Source organism: Brevibacillus parabrevis, from assembly GCF_003710905.1.
In the GTDB taxonomy this organism is placed as follows: domain Bacteria; phylum Bacillota; class Bacilli; order Brevibacillales; family Brevibacillaceae; genus Brevibacillus; species Brevibacillus parabrevis.
Genome location: NZ_RHHV01000005.1, coordinates 35,474 through 54,462, shown reverse-complemented (window position 1 = coordinate 54,462; position 18,989 = coordinate 35,474). Strand labels below are relative to the sequence as shown.

At 52.1% G+C, this 18,989-nt stretch carries 19 protein-coding genes, 1 riboswitch and 1 other annotated feature; of the genes, 14 read left to right on the top strand and 5 right to left on the bottom strand.

Features of this window, described 5'->3' with window-relative positions; all coding sequences use genetic code 11:
* Positions 1-177 precede the first annotated feature (177 nt).
* The 3 genes from EDM60_RS03635 (at position 178) to EDM60_RS03625 (ending at position 1,671) form a co-directional block, all read left to right on the top strand.
* Complete coding sequence (locus tag EDM60_RS03635) at positions 178-624, top strand: helix-turn-helix domain-containing protein (RefSeq protein ID WP_063231496.1); 447 nt, start codon at positions 178-180, stop codon at positions 622-624.
* Positions 625-691: 67 nt separating this feature from the next.
* Positions 692-1,216, top strand: coding sequence for an ImmA/IrrE family metallo-endopeptidase (locus tag EDM60_RS03630; RefSeq protein ID WP_063231495.1), 525 nt, complete (start codon positions 692-694; stop codon positions 1,214-1,216).
* 50 nt (positions 1,217-1,266) lie between these two features.
* Complete coding sequence (locus tag EDM60_RS03625; RefSeq protein WP_122962723.1) at positions 1,267-1,671, top strand: hypothetical protein; 405 nt, start codon at positions 1,267-1,269, stop codon at positions 1,669-1,671.
* On the opposite strand, the gene EDM60_RS03620 is transcribed toward EDM60_RS03625, so the two are convergent.
* The gene (locus EDM60_RS03620) at positions 1,600-2,394 is read right to left on the bottom strand and encodes an alpha/beta fold hydrolase (protein ID WP_122962722.1); all 795 of its coding nucleotides are present in this window, start codon (positions 2,392-2,394) and stop codon (positions 1,600-1,602) included. The genes EDM60_RS03625 and EDM60_RS03620 overlap by 72 nt on opposite strands.
* Before the next feature lie 240 nt (positions 2,395-2,634).
* Positions 2,635-3,192, bottom strand: a complete 558-nt coding sequence (locus EDM60_RS03615; RefSeq protein WP_122962721.1) for a CGNR zinc finger domain-containing protein — start codon at positions 3,190-3,192, stop codon at positions 2,635-2,637.
* A gap of 157 nt (positions 3,193-3,349) precedes the next feature.
* Between EDM60_RS03615 and EDM60_RS03610 the strand changes: the two genes are divergently transcribed.
* The 4 genes from EDM60_RS03610 (at position 3,350) to EDM60_RS03595 (ending at position 8,356) form a co-directional block, all read left to right on the top strand.
* A complete protein-coding gene (locus EDM60_RS03610) occupies positions 3,350-3,844 on the top strand; it encodes a DinB family protein (RefSeq protein ID WP_122962720.1) in 495 nt (164 codons plus the stop codon).
* A 117-nt stretch (positions 3,845-3,961) separates the two neighbouring features.
* Positions 3,962-4,148, top strand: a riboswitch (Lysine riboswitch).
* 113 nt (positions 4,149-4,261) lie between these two features.
* Entirely contained in the window at positions 4,262-5,704 is a 1,443-nt protein-coding gene (locus EDM60_RS03605) for an amino acid permease (protein ID WP_122963244.1), read from the top strand.
* A 197-nt stretch (positions 5,705-5,901) separates the two neighbouring features.
* A complete protein-coding gene (locus EDM60_RS03600) occupies positions 5,902-6,954 on the top strand; it encodes a TolC family protein (protein WP_122962719.1) in 1,053 nt (350 codons plus the stop codon).
* Between the two features lie 349 nt (positions 6,955-7,303).
* Entirely contained in the window at positions 7,304-8,356 is a 1,053-nt protein-coding gene (locus EDM60_RS03595; protein ID WP_122962718.1) for a TolC family protein, read from the top strand.
* 157 nt (positions 8,357-8,513) lie between these two features.
* Here EDM60_RS03595 and cidR read toward each other — a convergent pair whose 3' ends face one another.
* Positions 8,514-9,425 (bottom strand): cidABC operon transcriptional activator CidR, encoded by a 912-nt coding sequence (gene cidR, locus EDM60_RS03590; protein WP_122962717.1) that lies wholly within the window; start codon positions 9,423-9,425, stop codon positions 8,514-8,516.
* A 112-nt stretch (positions 9,426-9,537) separates the two neighbouring features.
* On the opposite strand from cidR, the gene EDM60_RS03585 reads away from it, so the two are divergent.
* Both EDM60_RS03585 and EDM60_RS03580 read left to right on the top strand, forming a co-directional pair.
* Complete coding sequence (locus EDM60_RS03585; protein ID WP_122962716.1) at positions 9,538-9,909, top strand: CidA/LrgA family protein; 372 nt, start codon at positions 9,538-9,540, stop codon at positions 9,907-9,909.
* A complete protein-coding gene (locus tag EDM60_RS03580) occupies positions 9,906-10,580 on the top strand; it encodes an LrgB family protein (protein ID WP_122962715.1) in 675 nt (224 codons plus the stop codon). The genes EDM60_RS03585 and EDM60_RS03580 overlap by 4 nt, the downstream gene beginning before the upstream one ends.
* A 112-nt stretch (positions 10,581-10,692) precedes the next feature.
* On the opposite strand, the gene EDM60_RS03575 is transcribed toward EDM60_RS03580, so the two are convergent.
* Together EDM60_RS03575 and EDM60_RS03570 are read right to left on the bottom strand one after the other, a co-directional pair.
* Positions 10,693-11,874, bottom strand: coding sequence for an aminotransferase (locus EDM60_RS03575; protein WP_122962714.1), 1,182 nt, complete (start codon positions 11,872-11,874; stop codon positions 10,693-10,695).
* Complete coding sequence (locus EDM60_RS03570; protein ID WP_122962713.1) at positions 11,871-12,371, bottom strand: Lrp/AsnC family transcriptional regulator; 501 nt, start codon at positions 12,369-12,371, stop codon at positions 11,871-11,873. The genes EDM60_RS03575 and EDM60_RS03570 overlap by 4 nt, the downstream gene beginning before the upstream one ends.
* 76 nt (positions 12,372-12,447) lie before the next feature.
* Positions 12,448-12,691 (bottom strand) — a binding site (T-box leader).
* A gap of 165 nt (positions 12,692-12,856) precedes the next feature.
* On the opposite strand from EDM60_RS03570, the gene ppx reads away from it, so the two are divergent.
* The 5 genes from ppx to nadD all read left to right on the top strand — a co-directional run bounded on the left by ppx (position 12,857) and on the right by nadD (position 18,838).
* The gene (gene ppx / locus EDM60_RS03565) at positions 12,857-14,377 is read left to right on the top strand and encodes an exopolyphosphatase (protein ID WP_122962712.1); all 1,521 of its coding nucleotides are present in this window, start codon (positions 12,857-12,859) and stop codon (positions 14,375-14,377) included.
* A 94-nt stretch (positions 14,378-14,471) separates the two neighbouring features.
* Positions 14,472-16,622 (top strand): RNA degradosome polyphosphate kinase, encoded by a 2,151-nt coding sequence (locus tag EDM60_RS03560; RefSeq protein WP_167470233.1) that lies wholly within the window; start codon positions 14,472-14,474, stop codon positions 16,620-16,622.
* A gap of 166 nt (positions 16,623-16,788) precedes the next feature.
* A complete protein-coding gene (locus tag EDM60_RS03555; RefSeq protein ID WP_122962710.1) occupies positions 16,789-17,571 on the top strand; it encodes an NUDIX hydrolase in 783 nt (260 codons plus the stop codon).
* Between the two features lie 36 nt (positions 17,572-17,607).
* Positions 17,608-18,153 carry a cysteine hydrolase family protein gene (locus tag EDM60_RS03550; RefSeq protein WP_122962709.1) on the top strand — a complete coding sequence of 182 codons (546 nt, stop codon included), beginning with the start codon at positions 17,608-17,610 and terminating at the stop codon, positions 18,151-18,153.
* A 46-nt stretch (positions 18,154-18,199) separates the two neighbouring features.
* Entirely contained in the window at positions 18,200-18,838 is a 639-nt protein-coding gene (gene nadD, locus EDM60_RS03545) for a nicotinate-nucleotide adenylyltransferase (RefSeq protein ID WP_063229672.1), read from the top strand.
* Positions 18,839-18,989: the final 151 nt, after the last annotated feature.

Genomic DNA, 18,989 nt, shown 5'->3' with positions numbered 1-18,989 from the left:
GTGTCCACCTCCTTTCATAATCAGAACGCTTGTTCTTGTTTTCGTTTGTATAAGCATCTTAATGTACAAAATACTTGTATGTCAAATGAAAAATACAATATTTTCATACATACTTTTTTTCTTTCTTGTCTTTTAGTACAATATAGTTGTACATCTGTAACGGAAGGACTGGCGCTCATGCTATCTCAGCGCTTACGCACAGCTCGCAAAGCGAAAGGTCTGACTCAGGAAGAGCTGGCTGAACGTGTCAGCACGACCAAGGGCACGATCAGCAACTACGAAAATAACCACAGCACCCCTCCCAATGACATGCTGATGCAGCTGGCAGATATTTTGGAGGTTACGACCGACTGGCTTCTGGGACGAACCGAAGACGGCGCTGTTTATGTGGCTTCTTCGTCTGCGCAGACAGGCCAGCGTTCACTGGACGAGCTGTTGCAGGAGAGAATCGACGACCCGGACGACTACTATTTTCTCGATGGGTATCTGGAAGCTTCTGAAGAAGAGAAGAAAGAAATCCGCCGCTACTGGTACGACCTGAAAAAGCAGTGGAAAGCTCGCCAGGTACGCGAATCACGCCCGCCTTCCCTGTTTGACATCACGGAAGAGCTGAAAAAAAAATAACCCCACAGAGGGGTTTTCTTTTCGAGACAAAACAGAACGTACGTTCCAATTTTTCAGGAGGTTCCTGATGCACTTTTCCCTTTTACAAGAAATCGGCAAACCGCAAACCTGGCTGGAAAGCCGCGTCTATCTTTTGCTGCGCCACCATGGCATGGAGCTGCCCGAACAAATCAATCTCGCGCAACTGTGCGAAACATACGGCATCGAAATCCATTTCATCAACGGCCGCAGCCGCGCCCACGCCCATCCCAGCTTGCCGAATCGCTACATCATCGCGGTAGATGAACGTCTCGACCCTGCGACCCAGCGGGTAAAAATCGCGCATGAGCTTGGGCACCTGCTCCTGCATGAAGGAGTACAGCCGCAGTCCAGCGAATGGATGATCGATTGGCAGGAATCGCAGGCGAATCATTTTGCCGAGCACCTTTTGCTCCCGCTCTTCATGATGGGCTCTGTGCTTGCGGATTGCTCCCGCTACCAGGCACCTGTGCTGTTGGCCAGCCGCTTTCAGGTCCCGCTTGCTCTCGCGCGCACCCGCTTTGACCGGATTCTCAGCCGCCTGTACGCCAAAGGCTTTCCCGTCTACGATTGATTGATAGACCGTCCAGGCATTTTTGACCATCTTTTCGGAGGCGATTTTTCGTGAAACGAATCTTTATAGCGGGAGACGCTTACAGCAGCCGTTTTTTCGAGCTGCCACTCGACCAGGATGAGGAATTGTCGCTGCGTCCGTCCATTGAAGTGGCGAGCTATCACGTGGCGCGATTCGCTTTGATCATGCAAGATGACGGTCTTTCCGGCCTCGGCATTTTTCCCGGAGACGCTTTGCTTATTTCCGACTTCTCCATGGAACCGATCAAAGACAGGCCCGTCCTGATCAGGCAGGAAGGCCAGTTTCTCGTCCGCATCGCAACAGATGTCAATCCGGTAGAATGCTTGTTTACGACCACGCGTCCGACAGACGAACCGCTCCTGTTACCTTCCGAAAACATCCGGATTACCGGAGTCGTTTCCGGCATTATCTCTCTTTCGGGGAATGACGTCTGACAGGAGCCAATCCTTGATCGCCGCTACTGTTTGCTGCCACTGCTCCTGCGGAGTGATGGCAGCAGGCTGGTCGCCTTCCTGCGCGCCATAGCTGCCGAACTGCGCGTGATTGCCGCCCTCGATTGTCATGAATACCGCATTCTCCGGCAAAAATGCCTTGCTGGCCGCAAACTTTTCCCGATTCACCACGCCATCCCGCGATCCGAGCAAGGACAAGACGGGTATTTCCGCTTTTTGCAAATCTCCCCGTTTGTCCGGATAAGCTCCCAAAAAGAAGACGCCATCGATCCGATCGAGGTGTTGGATCGCAAACCGGGCTGCCATGGCTCCGCCCAGAGAGTGCCCGCCGATCACAAACGATTGCTTGGGGTATGCTTTCAACACTTGGTTGGCTCGCTCGACATCGCTGATAGCCAAATTCAGCGGCATTCTCGCTACGAATACCCGATATCCGGAACCAGCCAAAGCTCGTGCCAACGGTGCATAGCTCTCCGATTTGACCAAAGCGCCTGGATATAAGATCAACCCTGGCTCCCGGGCTTCTCCGCCTTCAAAAGCAATCCAGTCCCCCGTATCGATAACGGTGATGCCTTCCCCGCCCTGCATCGCATCTTTGGCAGCCTGATCGTGCTGGTAAGGACGCAAATACCAGATCGCTGTACACGCTCCTACAAGCAAAAGCAAAACCAGTGCCCTGCGCCATATTTTCCGTTTGCGACTCATCCCGCCACCTCGCTTCCGGTCCCTTGTTACCTGCTTCTTATTATGCCTCCATTTTCCTTTCCATGTACGTCATTTGCATTTGCGGATTCGCGGGCTACACATACTGAAAGCATGACGCTTCCCATGCCGCGAAACGTTTGCTACAACGATGGCAGCGACAGCAGATCGTGGGCTTCTCCCTGCTCTTTTGCCCAGACATGAAAAAAGGCGCAGTCTGTTTCTCTGCCCCTTTTCCTTCGCTCATTTTTTCTCCTTTTGCCGCTCCCGAAAACGGCGTACCTTCATCAGATTGCCGCACATTTTATCGTCGCACCAGCGCCGCACCCGGTTCCGGCTTTCATCGTAGAACACCCAGCGGCAGTCCTCGTTGTCGCAAATCTTGATCCGCTCCAGATGGGACGGAAGCAACAGCGTGGCAAAAGACCCGGCGATCCGCGCCATGACCAGTGGCCATCCTTCAATCGCGCTATGCCATTCCTGCGCATAAGTTGCTTCCTCTTCACCAGGCACGACGCGAACGTAAAACGGAGCTTTTGCCAGCGTCTCGTTCAGTTGCTCCAACTCCTCTTGCAGCAATGCCTCCCCGCTGACCACCTTTTCCAAAAGCATTCGCATATACTCGCGAAATTGCACAAGAACAGCGACGGTTTCCTCGTCAAGCGGCAGCGGTGCCTGCAATTGGTGCTCTTGCAAAAACCATTCCTGCCATTCCCGCTTTGCCAGGCGATTTTCCTTGCGGCCTGTCCCGCGCCAGTCACGCCAATCGCTGTTTAAAAAATCGATGCATAGCCATTGCACACTTCTCTTCCCCCATCTATTTTCGCTTCTTGTAGGTAACACCAACATATGGTAAGATCATCTTGTAACCACCAAAATAAGTTTTGTACGTTACAAACTTCTTCTTATTGCCATTATAGCGCTTCACCAATCTGTTTGACAGACGAGGAGGAAACACATGAATCGGATGGAATTGCTTGTTCATGAATGGGAGTGCACGTATGACAAAGAAGATTGGTATCCGCCGCTCAAGCACGCCCTGGATGGCGTGACCGTGGCCCAAGCCAGCTGGCGTCCCGAAGGAGAGGCAGCGAACACGATCTGGGAAAATCTCAGTCATCTGCTCTATTTCAAAGAGCGTTTGCTGCACCGTCTATCCGGTACGGATTTTCCTGGTACGGCTGAGACGAACGATGACACCTTCCAACCATCCGGAGCGCCAGACGACGAAGCAGCTTGGCAAGCGGCGGTGCAGCGCATGGAAGAAGTACATCGCGGCATTCATGAAAAGCTCCGCTCCCTTTCCGGCGATGCATTCGATCAGCCGCTGCCCACCATCTCCATCGGGCAAAGCGTGATGAGCATCATTTTGCACGACGCTTTTCATACGGGACAAATCGTGCAAATCCGCAAGCTGCAAGGCTCCTGGCCTGCGCGCAGGTCATTTTTGTAGCCCTTGCTCCCACTCTAGCAATATTTTGCAGCACAACTTTTTTCATTGATTAATAACGATCAATCTTATATAGTTGATAAATAAATCAACTTCATACATGTTATCCTCATCTTTCACGGTGAGGGTAGAGGTCGCGGCTTTTATGTCATCCTGTACGAGATTCAGAAGAAATCTATGACTCCAGGAAAGGGAAAAGCCGCCGAAGCTCATATCGCATCTCTGTGCGCGTGGGCTGGGGCTGTACCCGAAAGGGACAGAACTGTCACGTTTGCTTGCCGGGCAAACGTGGTGTGCTATCTTCAGTGAAGGCTTGGTGGGGATTGGATGATACCGCCCTATGCCGTTTTTTGGCTATTGGCGGTTTTTTCGTTTCCGACCGACCTTCTCAAAATCTTCGAAAGGTCGTGCAAGCATCTTATGTCACAGAATCAACTGCAACGTGGTTTGAAAGCCCGCCACCTGACGATGATCGCCATCGGCGGCTCCATCGGTACGGGCTTGTTCCTGGCGAGTGGAGGCTCGATTCACGAAGCCGGACCAGGGGGCGCTTTGGTCGCCTACATCGCTATCAGTATCATGGTTTACTTTTTGATGACCAGTCTTGGGGAAATGGCCGCCTTCATGCCTGTATCCGGCTCCTTTTCCACCTACGCCACCAGATTCGTCGACCCGTCACTCGGCTTCGCGCTTGGCTGGAATTACTGGTACAACTGGGCAATTACGATTGCGGTCGAACTGTCAGCCGCAGCTCTCATTATGAAATACTGGTTCCCGGATACTCCCGCCATTTTGTGGAGTGCCTTGTTCCTCGTCCTTATGTTTGCTCTTAATCTGTTGTCTGTCAAAGGCTACGGCGAATCTGAATACTGGTTTGCCTTGATTAAAGTAGTCACCGTCGTCGTCTTTATCATCATTGGTATTTTGATGATCTTCGGCATTATGGGTGGCGAAGCAGTCGGCTTCCAAAACTTCACCAAAGGCGATGCACCGTTCAATGGCGGCTTCATGGCGCTTCTCGGCGTCTTCATGATTGCCGGGTTCTCGTTCCAGGGAACCGAGCTTGTAGGGGTGGCCGCTGGTGAGAGCGAAGACCCTGCGCGCAATATCCCGAAAGCGATCCGCCAGATTTTTTGGCGCATCTTGCTCTTCTACATTTTCGCAATCTTGATTATCGGGTTGCTCGTTCCTTACGACAATCCGAATCTGATCAGCGGTGATATTACCGATATTGCCATCAGCCCGTTCACGATCGTCTTTGAAAAAGCCGGCTTTGCCTTCGCCGCCTCTGTGATGAATGCGGTCATCCTCACCTCCGTGCTGTCTGCCGGGAACTCCGGCATGTACGCATCCACCCGCATGCTGTGGGTGCTAGCGAAGGAAGGAAAAGCGCCAAAATGGTTTGCCAAAGTCACTCGCAACGGCGTCCCGATCAATTCCTTGATCATGACGGCTGCCATCGGTGCGCTGGCGTTTCTGTCTTCCCTGTTTGGAGATGGCGAGGTGTACGTATGGCTTCTGAACGCATCCGGCATGTCCGGGTTTATCGCTTGGCTCGGCATTGCCATCAGCCATTACCGCTTCCGCAAAGCGTACCTGGCACAAGGCCGCGACCTGCGTGAGCTGCCATACCGGGCGAAGCTGTTCCCGTTTGGCCCGATTTTCGCCTTTATCATTTGCTGCGTCGTCATTGTCGGCCAAAACTACTCGGCGTTTATCGGCGGCGAGATTGACTGGAACGGCGTGTTCGTCTCCTATGTTGGCTTGCCGCTGTTTTTGATCGTTTGGCTTGTCTACAAGTATACGAAAAAGAGCAAGCTTGTTCCGCTCCATAAAGTAGATTTCAGCATGGACGAAAAATAAATAGCTTTGCCAAACAAGTCATTGCAGGCTCCCTCACGTCGAGGGAGCTTTTTCTTTGTTTCATTTTATTTTTCCGATCAACTTTCTTATGATTACATATTGACGAATATAGACTGGAAATATATACTGTTCATGAAAATTTGATAATGAGAATCGTTATCGAATAACTCTTTTCCTATTCCCAAGGAGGCCCCATAATGAAGTCCAGGTTATCGAACCATCTCTACAGCACTACACTGGTTGCCGCGCTTCTTGCAGGCAATACTCATTTGGCTATGGCCGCTCCTGCAGTCGTTGCAGCCGCAGAACAAACCCAGACCGCTCCTCTGTCTCTCCACGGTGCGATCGAGCAGGCATTGAAAACCAGCATCGATCTTGAGCTGCTGCAAATAGATTACGATGTTACGGAATATGAAACGCTCTATACGCTGCGAGAAAAAGCGGCCATCCAGCTCGAAAACGTCAATACGCTCGATGATGCCAAGAAAAAATACGAAGACGCTGCCAAAGCGAGAAAAGACCTGGCGCTTAGCGAAGTCACTTTGAAAACCTCAAAAAACAATTTGCAGTTGCAAGTGCAAAAAGCGTATTTTGAAGTCTCTTCTCTGGAAGAAAAGATCAAGCTGCAAAAGCAAAGCATCCAACGCCAATACTGGTCGGAGAACGACGAAGCGAAAGAAAAGCTGTCCGCTCTGGAAACCAGCTACAAGCAGGCATTGGCCAAACTCAACGACCTGCTGAACGAAAAAAAGGACAAGTCCTGGCGCTTGGAAACCCGCGAGCTGTCCGCACCGCTTGTTGCCACTCTGGAAGAAGCCAAAGCGCAAGCCTACAAAAAGCGGCCTGACATGATGAAAGCTGTCGCCGAGAAAGATTTTGCCGAAGTCAAAGTTAACTACACGAAAGATTACACGCCCATCAGCACCTATAAAGGCAAAGTAGCCGTCAAGCAATTGCGCAAGTCCGACCTGGTGCTGGAACGACTGAAGCAAAAAGTCGATCAGGAAGTAGCCGACTCTTTCGAAAAGGTCGCCGCGGCGAAAAAAGCATTGGCTGAGAGCGTCCTTGCCAAAAACGAAGCAGCCAAGCAATACCAGCAAGCTTTGTCGGATTACACGAGTCAAAAAGCAGCCTTGAAAGACTTGATCGAAAAAGAAGCAAGCCTGTTTGCAGCAGAAACCAAAGCATCTGAATCGCTCTATCAATACAACCTTGCTGTCAGCACATTGGATCAATCGATCGGTTTCTAATATTTCGCTTCACGTAATATTTTTTCGTCATTTTCCCTCCTTTTTATCTGATGAATTAGGCAGCAAGCTCCAGACTGCCTTTTATATAGATCAGCGGCTCTCTCCTCTTTACTTTTGACCAAGCTCATAGCAAGAAAGGCGTCCGCTATCTGGATGCCTTTCTTGCTGCACGCTGCCTTTACACAAAATTTGTAAATTATTTAAACTCTTTGATTGATAAATGATGTTTTCTATCATTCCAACTCTCGATTTCGTATTGACGAACATCAGGTTGGAAATATATACTGTTCATGAAAATTGATAATGATTATCGTTTTCATTAACTCATGAAATGAAGGAGGCTTTGTAAATGAAGTCCCGGTTGTCCAAACATCTTTACAGCACCACACTGGTCACTGCGCTTTTTGTCGGCAGCTCGCACCTGGCTCTGGCAGCCCCTCTCGCAGCGGCGGTGGAACAAACAGCAGTAGCTCCCCTCTCTCTCGATCACGCTGTTGAGCAAGCATTGAAAAACAGTGTTGACCTGGAACTGGCGAGACTCGATTACGAAACCACTCGCTATGAGTCTCTCCTGACCCTTCGAGACACAGCGGCAATCAAAAAGGATGACGTCAATTCGCTGAGTGAAGCTTCTGACAAGTACGGAGATGAAGCTGAAGCGAAAAAAGATTTGCTCGTCGGTGAAGCTTCCTTTGCCACCAAGCAAAACGCTCTGCGCCTCGATGTCCAAAAAGCATATTTTGAAGTTCGCGCCCTGGAAGAAAAAATCAAGGTGCAAAAGAAAAGCATCCAGCGCCAATACTGGGCCGATGACAATGACGCCAAAGACAAGCTGTCCGCTCTGGAAAGCAGCTACAAGGAAGCATTGGCCAAGCTCAACAGCTTGCTGAATGAAAAACAGGACAAAGAGTGGTTGCTGCAAACGAGCGCACTGACCTCTGCCCCGCTGAATACAGTGGAAGAAGCTCTTGCTCTGGCCTACCAAAAACGCCCTGACATGATCGAAGCCGAAGCGAAAAGAGAGTACGCCCAAATCAAAGCCGATTTTACGGCAGAATACTCCGCGGGAAGCACATATAAAGGAAGAATCGCGCGCAACGACCTGCGCAAAGAAGAGCTGCTGCTGCAAAGCCTCAAACAAAAAGTGAGTCTGGAAGTCAGCGATTCCTACGAAAAAGCGGCAGCTGCCAAAGCTGCACTGACAGCAAGCAACGCTGCCAAAGAAGAAGCTGCCAAACAATACGAACAAACTCTTTACGATTACGCCAACAATAAAAAAGGCTCTTTGAATGACCTGATCGACAAAGAAGCAGAATTATTCGAATCCGAAACCAAAGCTGCCGACGCTCTTTATCAATACAATCTGGCTGTAAGCGCCTTGAATCAATCTGTTGGTTTCTAAAACTTCGCAATACGAAATAATAATTTCATTTTTTCCTATACGACCATTCCCATTGTTGTAACAGGCTGCTCCTATCAACCAGCCGCCTTTTCTACCATATACATGCATACCATTTTCGGTCGCAGCCAACTGCGGCCACTCCCATACGAGCAAGGCTTCATTCAGAAGATGAAGCCTTGCTTTTCATATGGGGCAAGCTTTCTTTCGTGAAGCGAATCCATTCGCGCGTCGCATACGAGAGATAGGCGTTTTTGCGCCAAATCATCCCGAGGTGCCATCGGATCGTCGGATTGACCAGCGCAAGACTGTGAAAACGGCGCGGGTCCAGCTCCCGGCAGATCGTTTGGGGCAGCAAGGTAATCCCGACATTGGCTGCCACCATTTCCGAGAGAAAGTCCCACTGAGAGCTTTTGTACATGACCGCAGGGTGAAAGCCGACTCGCACGCACTCGTCAATAATCCGGTTGTGCAAGGAAAAGTCTTCGTGAAACAGCAAAAAGCGCTCCTGCGCAAGCTCGATCAGCGATACCTCCTGCTGCTCGGCCAATGGATGAGTCGGGTGAACCACGACGCGAATCTGCTCGTTGACGAACGAGTACGACTCAAAAAGCGCTTCATCTGTCGGCAGCAAAACGACACCGCTGTCCAGCATCCCCGATGCGACATCTGCCTCCACTTTTTTCGAACCGACTTCCAGCAGCTCCAACTCGATCCCCGGATACTGCTCGCAAAACTTCCCGATGACTTTTGGAAAAAAGCTCGCTCCTACCATCGGCGGCAGCCCGATGCGAATTTTTCCGCGCTTTAGCTCCATCAAATCTGCCAACCTGATTTTCATATTCTCGAACGATTTCACCATGACTTCCGCCTGGGAGAACAAAACCCATCCCGCATCGGTCAACGTGATGCGCTTTCCGACCCGCTCAAACAGCTCTACGCCAATTTCCTCCTCCAGATTGCGCACCATCTTGCTGATCGTCGGCTGGGTAATATACAGCGACTCTGCCGCCTTGGTGAAGCTGCTATGCCGCGCTACCTCCAAAAAGTATTGCAAATGGCGAATGTCCATCCGCTCTTCGCTCCGTTTCTTCTATAGATAAGATGAATGTTACTCATTCTATATATGCATTTTACCTATGAAAAAAGCTGATGTACACTTTTCCCAAAGGGAGAGGACCATCATGAAAAGACTGATTATCATCGCGGGGCAAGTAGCATTTTTCATTCTCATGTCTGTTTTGATGAACCTGCTTGTTTCTGCGCTCGGCTGGAAAATCCCCGGCAGCATCCTGGGGATGTTTGTTGTGTTTTTCTTGCTCCAGGCCAAAATTTTGCGGCTGGAATGGATTGAAACCGGAGCCGCATGGCTTTTGGCAGAGCTGCTGTTGTTTTTTATTCCGCCGTCTGTCGGCATTGTCTCGTACCAAAGCCTGATGCTGCATGAAGGGCTGCAAATTGTTCTGATTATCGTGATCGGCACTGCGTTCGTCATGGTCTGCAGCGGCTTGATCGCCCAAAGCATCTCGAAGCGGAAGGGGCATACACGCTCATGATGACCGGACTGATTGGCTTTTTGCTGACTATCGTCATTTATTTGACGGCCAAACGGCTTTATCGCTATAGACCGATTATGCTCTTTTCGCCTATCTTGTTCACACCGCTTCTGCTGGTTGTCCTGCTGCTGTGCGCCCAAATCCCTTACGCTGATTACAACGAAGGGGGAAAATGGCTGGCGTACATGCTCCAGCCTGCGACTATCGCCTTTGCTGTGCCACTCTACAAGCACTATCCTTTATTGAAGAAACACGCGGCACAAATCATGATCAGTGTCGTGTCCGGCTCGGCGGTGGCCGTCATCTCCTCCGCTGTGCTCGCTTTGCTTTTGCATACCGATCAGCAAGTGCTCTACAGCCTTTTGCCGCGTTCCATCACGACGCCAATCGCCATGAACGTATCGCAAATGATCGGGGGCGTTCCTTCGATTACCGCCGTGCTCGTCTTGATGACCGGAGTGCTCGGTTCCATCATCGGGCCGTACATTATTGCTTACTTGCGGATTTCCGATGATATCGCGCGCGGTGTCCTGCTGGGCACAAGTGCGCACGGCGCAGGGACGTCCAAGGCGTTTGAAATCAGTCCGATCTCAGGCACTGTCTCCAGTATTTCCATGATCGTAGCTGCGCTTGTCACACAGCTCGTCGCCACGATCGTCATGTCGTCATAAACTTATCCGAAAAAGCAATGCTGCTGCCTCACAAGCAGCAAGCTCCTGCCGAACATAAAAAAAGAGTACAGCGCTACTGGCACTGTCCTCTTTGCTGTTTTCCTCGCCTGCCCTACTGCAATCGTCCCATCAGGCGCTCCATCCGATCCAGCGCCTTTTTCAACTGCTCCATGGACGTCGCATACGAGCAGCGAATGTGGCCTTGTCCGCTCTCGCCAAACACGTCTCCCGGCACGACTGCCACTTTCTCCTCCATGAGCAGCTTTTCGGCAAACTCGGCGGAGCTAAGTCCTGTTGCCGTCACAGACGGGAAGGCGTAAAACGCTCCATCCGGTTCATGGCACGTAAGTCCGATCTGGCGGAAGCCATCGACTACGTAATTGCGGCGCTGGCGGTAGCTCTCGATCATTCGCTCCATATCGGCGCGGCCATGGCGCAACGCTTCGAGTGCAGCCATCTGGGCCATCGTCGGCGCGCACAGCATCGTGTACTGGTGAATTTTCAGCATGCCCGCGAGCAGATCAGGTGTGGCACACACGTAGCCGAGCCGCCAGCCTGTCATGGCAAACGCTTTGGAAAAGCCGGAAATCAGGATCGTCCGCTCTTTCATTCCCGGCAGAGCCGCGATGCTGTCATGCATGCGTCCGTACGTCAGCTCTGCATAAATCTCGTCGGAAATCACCAGCAGGTCGTGCTTTTCAATAATCGGCAGAAGCGTCTTCCACTCCTCTGCTGTCATCGTGCCCCCTGTCGGGTTGTTCGGGTAGCAGAAGATGATCGCTTTCGTGCGCTCCGAAATATTCGCTTCCAGCTCTTGCGGCGTCAGCTTGAACTGGTTTTCCATCGTCGTTTTCAAAAACTTCGGCACGCCGCCAGCCAGCCGGATGACAGGCTCGTAGGAGACGTAGCACGGTTCTACTACCAGAACTTCATCACCCGGATCGAGAATGGCACGCAAGGCGATATCAATCGCTTCGCTCGCTCCTACGGTTACGAGAATCTCCGTCTCCGGATGATAGCTGACCGAAAAGCGCTCCTCCAAATACTTTTGAATCTCGACGCGCAGCGGGAGCATGCCCGCATTGGAAGTATAGGCAGTGTGTCCGCGCTCCAGCGAGGAGATAGAAGCTTCGCGCATGCGCCAAGGTGTGACGAAATCCGGCTCCCCAACCCCGAGCGAGATGACCCCTTCCATCGATGCCGCCAGATCGAAAAAGCGGCGGATGCCCGATGGCTTCAAAGATGCGACTGTAGACGACAAGCGATTTTTTTTGACTGTCAATTGTGTACTCACGGCGTAACCACCATCCTGCGATCTTCGTCACGATCTTCCAGCTCAATGCCATCGTGCTTGTAGCGTTTCAAAATAAAGTGCGTCGCTGTCGATACGACGGAATCGAGCGTTGACAGCTTTTGCGATACGAAGGTAGCGACCTCTTTCATCGTCTTGCCTTCCAAAATGATCGACAAATCGTAGCTGGCGCCAGACATCAAGTAGACGGCCTTCACTTCAGGGAAGCGGCAAATGCGTTCGGCTACCTCGTCAAATCCGACATCGCGCTTGGGCGTCACTTTGACGTCGATCATGGCGTTGACGTAAGGATGATCCTCCACGCGCTCCCAGTTGACCAGCGCCGGATATTTCACGATCACCTTTTCTGCCTCCAGCTCGGCAATCGCCTGTTCGATTACCTCCGTAGGCTCTGCCAGCATTTTGCCGATTTGCTCGGCGCTCATGCGGCTATCCTCTTCCAAAAGGTGCAACAGCTCCCTTTGCTTCAAGCGATCCATTCCCCACCACTCCTATCTCTTTTTGGCGAAAATCAAAAAGCCCCAGCAACCTGATCCATGCTTTCATGAATCGGGTTGCTGAGGCGAAGGTATCGCGGTACCACTCAGCTTTTTTGCCTCTCTCGCAAAAGGCAAACTCGTGCAGTCTTGTCAAAAAGACATGCGCCCCGTAACGCGGGGAAAACGCTGCTTTCTACTGAACCGTTCAAAAGCAGGGCTCCAAGGTGGCTTTCAAAAAGAGTTCGCGGCCGCCCTCCCAGCAATCAGGCAGCTCTCTGGTCGTCAAATCCCTTTTTTACTTTCCTTTTCACAGCCATGTATTTGTGTGCGTATCGTTGTTTGCTTGAATGTCTCAGATTATAAAAAGGTTTTTCGTTATTGTCAACTGACAACTTCATGGGTGGAAAGTCCGATTTCTATGGCATAATGAGAACAAACATGAAAATTTTGGCGAGAATCCAAGCCTATTGTAAGTGGGGAATCACATGAAAAAAAGCATCGGCGTCATCGATCTCGGCTCCAATACAGCCAGATTGGTCATTTACGAGCAAGACGATTCGGGAATGGTAGCAGAGATAGACAATATCAAATACAGCTTGCGATTGAGCAACCACCTGCGTGCGGGCAGACTGGACGAGGAAGGCGTTGCCAAAACGTTGACAGCGATGCGCCAGTTCAAGAAACTGCTGGACGCGCGAAAAGTCACCCAAGCCATCGGAGTTGCCACCGCAGCAGTTCGCCAGGCGGAAAACGGCCGGGAGCTGACAGCGGCAATCGAGCGGGAAAGCGGCATTTCCATGCGTGTATTAAGCGGCAAGGAAGAGGCGCGATACGGCTATCTCGCCGTCTTGAACAGCATGCCTGTGGACGAAGGAATCACCATCGACATCGGCGGCGGCAGCACAGAGGTTACTTACTTCCGCGACCGCCAGCTGATCGAAAGCCACAGCTTTCCATTCGGCATCGTGACATTGACCAGTCAATTTTTCCGCGAAGAGGTTCCGAGTGAGGAAGAATTTGCGCAGCTGCGCACCTTTTTGGCCGATTCGCTTGCCACTTGTCCCTGGCTTGCCAACCGCCAATGTCCCGTCATCGCCATCGGCGGCACAGCGCGCAATCTGGGCAAAATTCACCAGCGCCAGGTTCACTACAGCATGGACAGCCTGCACCATTACCCCATCCAGGCAGATGCGGTAACGAACATTTTGAACGCCCTGCGCAGGCTGCCGCTGGAAGAACGCCGACAAATCCCTGGCGTATCCAAAGACCGCGCCGATGTCATTCTCGCGGGCATGGCGGCTTTTGAAAGCTTGCTTCACTACGCGCAAAGTGATTGCCTGCTCGTAAGCAACAAAGGGCTGCGTGACGGGGTGTTGTACGAAACCGTCTGGGGTGAACAGCCGCCTGCCTCGACCGCCATCGTCCGGGAGCGCAGCGCCTTGCAGTTCATGAACCGCTACCAGGTTGACCAGCCGCATTCGCGCCATGTGCGCGACCTGGCCTTGTCGCTGTTTGACCAGTTGCAACAGCATGCGCTCCATTCGTTCGGCGGATTCGAGCGGCAGCTTTTGGAAAACGCCGCCCTCCTGCATGACACCGGACGCACGATCAACGTCTACGAAGCTTCCGAGCATACTTTCTACCTGCTGTCCAACGTGCTGATGGCAGGCTATACCCATCGGGAACGGCTGCTGCTCGCCATGATTGCGTCCTATAAAACAAACAAGCTGGCGCAGAGCCAGATTGCCCGTCACCCGGATTTGCTCGGCAAGCAGGACAAAAGTCTCGTAGAGAAGCTGGGCCATTTGCTGCTTTTTTCCAGAGTGCTGGATCGCTCGATGACCCAGGCGATCAGCGCCGTCCGCCTTGCTTCAACAGGCGGCGAGTTCGTTTTGTCCTGCACGGGAAAACAGCCGGATTTGCTCGAGTATTCCTTGCTCGATGAGCCGCTGTCCAAGCTCTCGAAAGCTTGGAAAATCCCGCTGAAAGTCGTCGTGGACGCGTAGCCCCGACAAAACTTAACAATCGCTTAACAGTAGACTGCTATACTATTCCTTGCCAGTTATGATCTATCTTTTACTATGCGAAAAAGGTTGGTTCATGATGAAGGATTTTAGTATTCCAGATTATTATATCAACCGGGAATTAAGCTGGATCGCTTTCAACGAGCGCGTGCTTTTTGAAGCTTCCAATCCAGACAATCCGCTTTTGGAGCGGCTCAAGTTCATCGCGATTGCCAGCAGCAATTTTGACGAATTTTTCATGGTCAGGGTGGCAGGTCTAAAGGACCAGGTCAAAGCCGGCTTCACCAAGCCGGACAACAAATCCGGGATGACGGCAAACGAGCAGCTGTTCGCTGTGTGGGATCGCACTCATCTGGTGATGGAGCGGATGTACTCGATCCTCAAACACCAGATTACGCCGGAGCTGAACAAGGCGGGAATCCGCTTTTTGCAGGCAAATCAGCTGAGCGAAGAGCAAGCCGTATTCGTGCGCGCCTTTTTCCATCATCACCTGTATCCGGTGCTGACTCCGATGGCCGTAGATGCCAGCCATCCGTTTCCCATGCTGTTGAACAAAAGTTTGAATCTGGCTGTCTTGCTGGAAGACACAGAGGAAGAAAGCGAAGGCCCGCTGTTTGCTGTTGTGCAGGTGCCGTCTGTCTTGCCGCGTTTTCTGGAGCTGCCTTCCCTCGATGGCGAGGATCATTTTATCTTGTTGGAAGACGTCATCGCGGAGCATATGGACAGCCTGTTCCACGGCTACAACATCGTCGAGGTCAGTCCGTTTCGCATCACGCGCAACGCCGACTTGACTTTTGACGAGGACGAAGCCGATGACTTGCTGGAAGCGATCGAACAAACGCTGAAAAAACGCAAGATGGGCGAGCCTTCCTGCCTGGCCGTCTCTTCGTCCATGAGCGCATACTTGCAAGCCACTCTGCAAGACTGGCTCGATCTCACTGACAAAGAAGTGTACTGCCTCGATGGTCCGCTCGATCCTGCGTTTTTCTTCCGCTTCCATGCGCTGGCAGGCTACGACCATTTGCGCTTTGAACCGCTCGATCCGCAGCAGCCGCTTGATTTGGCGAAGCAGGACGAGGATTTGTTTGCGGTCATCCAAAAAAGGGACGTGCTGCTGCACCATCCTTACGAATCTTTTGAGCCGGTCATCCGATTTGTCCAACAGGCCGCGAACGACCCCAAGGTGCTCGCAATCAAGCAGACGCTGTACCGGGTCAGCGGCGATTCCCCGATCGTCAATGCTCTCCTCCAAGCTGCGGACAACGGCAAGCAAGTCACTGTCCTGCTGGAGCTGAAAGCGCGTTTCGACGAGGAGAACAACATCGTCTGGGCCAAAAAACTGGAGAACGCCGGATGCCACGTCATCTACGGATTGGCAGGGCTAAAGACTCACAGCAAAATCACGCTGGTCGTCCGCTCCGAGGGCGATGGCCTGCGCCGATATGTGCACCTTGGCACGGGCAATTACAACGACAAAACCGCAGGCGTGTACACAGACATGGGCATGTTTACTTCGCGTGAACAGGTCGGGGCAGATGCCACCCACTTTTTCAACCATCTGTCCGGCTATTCCCACCCGCCAAAATGGGAGGAAATCGCCACCGCTCCCGTCGGATTGCGCGAAGCGTTCCTCGATCTGATCGAAGGCGAAATTCAAAATTGCCTGGCGGACAAGCCTGCTTACATCACCGCCAAGATGAATGCTTTGACCGACAAGGAAATCATCGAAGCGCTGTACCGCGCCTCGTGCGCCGGGGTGAAAATCAATCTGATCGTCCGCGGCATTTGCTGCCTGCGTCCAGGCATTTCCGGCGTCAGCGAAAACATCCGGGTCACGAGCATCGTCGGCAGATATTTGGAGCATAGTCGCATTTACGCCTTTTGCAATGGCGGCGATCCAAAAGTGTTCCTGTCCAGCGCGGACTGGATGACTCGCAATATGATCGCCCGCGTCGAGATTTTGTTTCCCGTGGTGCAGCGTGATCTGAAGGAGCGGATCATGCACGTCCTGGCTACGATGTTGCAGGATGACGCCAAGGCCAACGTGCTCATGCCAGACGGCACGTATGTGCGCGTGCAGCCAAAAAACCTCTCGCCTCTGAACAGCCAGCTATTTTTCTGGGAAGAAGCTGTTCAGTCCAGCCAGCCGTGCCAGTCCGCTCCGTCGCTTCAACAGCGACTCAAACCGATTACCGCCCCGTTGGAAACCGTCTCGCCTTTTTCATAAACGAAGCGCCTGAGCATGAGCAGCTCAGGCGTTTTTTGCGTTCGTTCGTTCCAGCGTCAGTTATTGGAAAAATATTATATTGTCATATTGACATTGTTAAAACAACATTATAATATAAACATAACAGGATCAACCAGCACATTACAGAAAGGATGCGATCGTGAGCATGCATCGCCTGTCAGCCAAACGCCTCTTTTTTCGCACCAAGAAGCATCGCTCGCCAGACGGGCTTCCGACCGATATTTGTCTCTTTACCATCCTGTCCGTTCCGCGTGCAACCAAAACCAAATCGTTGCCGCACAAGCAGCTGGCTGTTCTTTTGATCAAGCGCAAAAGCGACACCTACGGGGAGCAGTGGGCTTTGCCCGGCGGCTTTTCCAAGGAAAGCGAGACGCTGGATGAGTGCGCCTACCGCGAGTTGAAGGAAGAGACGAACATCGACCGCGACGTCCACATTGAGCAGTTGAAAACATACTACAAGCCAGGTCGCGACCCGCGCGGCTGGATTCCGAGCGTCGCGTACGTTTCCCTCGTTCACGAAGATTTGCTCAAACATGCGCAGGCTGCCGACGACGCTTCCGATGCGCAATTATTTCCCATCGAAGAAGCTTTCGCTCTCAACCTAGCATTCGATCACCGCGAGATTTTGACGGACGCTTTGCAGCGCGTGCGGGAAAAAATGCTGCAAACGAACATCGCCAAAGCGTTCCTGCCTGAGCGGTTTACGCTGAGCGAGCTGTTGCAGGTCATCGAAACAGTCGTGCCCAGCTTCAAAGTGAACGATCGGGGCAATTTTGAACGCCGCCTGCTCGCCACTACGAGACGGCAAGGCATTCTGGAAGCAGCAGTAGATGATTCGGGCCAGCCTGTTTACTCGACCGAGTATTCCAACTCTCCCGCCAAGCTGTACCGCTTTTCCGACTTCATCCCGACTGCCATGATTTACTGACAGGCTTACCCACATTCACTTCAGGAGGTTTTTGCCATGAAATCCTTGATTGTGATCGACTATACCAACGACTTTGTCGCGCCAGACGGTGCCCTGACCTGCAAAGAACCAGGGCAAGCTATTGAAGGACGCATCGGCGAATTGATCCGCGATTTTCTCGCAGAAGGTGATTTTGTCGTGATGGCGGTGGACGCTCACAAAGAGCAGGACCCGTACCATCCGGAAACCGGGCTGTATCCGCCGCACAACATCATCGGCACGTCCGGCAGGAACTTGTACGGGAGCATTCAAGGCATCTACGAGGAATTTGAGGACACCATCTACTGGATGGACAAAACGCGCTACAGCGCCTTCCAGGGCACTGATCTGGCCTTGCAGCTGCGGGCGCGGGGCATTAGCGAAATTCATCTGGTTGGCGTCTGTACCGACATTTGTGTCTTGCACACGGCAATCGAAGGTTTCTACCACGGTTTTCGCGTCGTCATTCACGAGGACGCCGTCGCCAGCTTCAATCCGGTAGGACACGAGTGGGCTTTGGGACATTTTCAACATCAACTGGGCATGGCCGTTGTGAAAAAATAACATCTGGCAGGCATGGACACCCAGATGCACACGGGAGGTTACGATCATGCGAATCGGCATATACGGAAGCAGCTTTGATCCGATTACTTACAGCCATCTGTTTACGGCAGCTACTGTCGCGCACAGAAGACGTCTGGACAAAGTCATTTTTGTCCCTTGCTCCTCCAAACGCCATGACAAAAAAATGCAGACGGAGGATGTCCATCGCCTGCACATGTTGAAGTTGGCGCTGGCCACCTGCGAGCATAAGACGAACCAATTCGGGCAGCCGCTGTTTGAAATTTCCACGGTGGAGATGGATGCCCTGCCTGGCGAAACATACACGTACGACACGATGGTCCATCTGCAAAAGAAATATCCGAACGACGAGCTGTTTTTCATCATGGGCTCGGACCTGCTGGTAGGGCTGTCGAACTGGGGCAATGCCGAAAAGCTGGTCTCGCAGTTTCAGTTCATCGTCATGTCGCGGGAAGGGTACCCGACCGCCGACCTGATTGCCGAAGACGCGCTTCTGCGCAACCACGACGAGCATTTTCTGATCATGAGCAAAGGCATCAACATGGGCATCAGCTCGACTTACATCCGCGATGAAATCCGCAAAGGCGGCGACCCGAGCTTCCTGCTGCCAGATGCGTGCCTCGCGTACATTTACGAGCAAGGCATTTACCGTGAGCAGCGGGTGTAAGACAGGGCGAGCAAGAAAGGTAAATCTTTCATTTTACAGACAATGAAAACGCCAAACGACAAGCTGACGTCGGTATCCACCTGACGTCAGCTATTTCCGTTTTTTGTCGTCTGCGAATACTGTCACGCTCATTACAGCAAGAGAATCCTGT

What these genes read in the sequence shown, in the direction of transcription:
- EDM60_RS03635 (WP_063231496.1), top strand. Translation starts at nt 178, where the DNA reads ATGCTATCTCAGCGCTTACGCACAGCTCGCAAAGCGAAAGGTCTGACT.
- EDM60_RS03630 (WP_063231495.1), top strand. Translation starts at nt 692, where the DNA reads ATGCACTTTTCCCTTTTACAAGAAATCGGCAAACCGCAAACCTGGCTG.
- EDM60_RS03620 (WP_122962722.1), bottom strand. Translation starts at nt 2,394, where the DNA reads ATGAGTCGCAAACGGAAAATATGGCGCAGGGCACTGGTTTTGCTTTTG.
- EDM60_RS03610 (WP_122962720.1), top strand. Translation starts at nt 3,350, where the DNA reads ATGAATCGGATGGAATTGCTTGTTCATGAATGGGAGTGCACGTATGAC.
- EDM60_RS03605 (WP_122963244.1), top strand. Translation starts at nt 4,262, where the DNA reads ATGTCACAGAATCAACTGCAACGTGGTTTGAAAGCCCGCCACCTGACG.
- EDM60_RS03600 (WP_122962719.1), top strand. Translation starts at nt 5,902, where the DNA reads ATGAAGTCCAGGTTATCGAACCATCTCTACAGCACTACACTGGTTGCC.
- EDM60_RS03595 (WP_122962718.1), top strand. Translation starts at nt 7,304, where the DNA reads ATGAAGTCCCGGTTGTCCAAACATCTTTACAGCACCACACTGGTCACT.
- cidR (WP_122962717.1), bottom strand. Translation starts at nt 9,425, where the DNA reads ATGGACATTCGCCATTTGCAATACTTTTTGGAGGTAGCGCGGCATAGC.
- EDM60_RS03585 (WP_122962716.1), top strand. Translation starts at nt 9,538, where the DNA reads ATGAAAAGACTGATTATCATCGCGGGGCAAGTAGCATTTTTCATTCTC.
- EDM60_RS03580 (WP_122962715.1), top strand. Translation starts at nt 9,906, where the DNA reads ATGATGACCGGACTGATTGGCTTTTTGCTGACTATCGTCATTTATTTG.
- EDM60_RS03570 (WP_122962713.1), bottom strand. Translation starts at nt 12,371, where the DNA reads ATGGATCGCTTGAAGCAAAGGGAGCTGTTGCACCTTTTGGAAGAGGAT.
- ppx (WP_122962712.1), top strand. Translation starts at nt 12,857, where the DNA reads ATGAAAAAAAGCATCGGCGTCATCGATCTCGGCTCCAATACAGCCAGA.
- EDM60_RS03560 (WP_167470233.1), top strand. Translation starts at nt 14,472, where the DNA reads ATGATGAAGGATTTTAGTATTCCAGATTATTATATCAACCGGGAATTA.
- EDM60_RS03555 (WP_122962710.1), top strand. Translation starts at nt 16,789, where the DNA reads ATGCATCGCCTGTCAGCCAAACGCCTCTTTTTTCGCACCAAGAAGCAT.
- EDM60_RS03550 (WP_122962709.1), top strand. Translation starts at nt 17,608, where the DNA reads ATGAAATCCTTGATTGTGATCGACTATACCAACGACTTTGTCGCGCCA.
- nadD (WP_063229672.1), top strand. Translation starts at nt 18,200, where the DNA reads ATGCGAATCGGCATATACGGAAGCAGCTTTGATCCGATTACTTACAGC.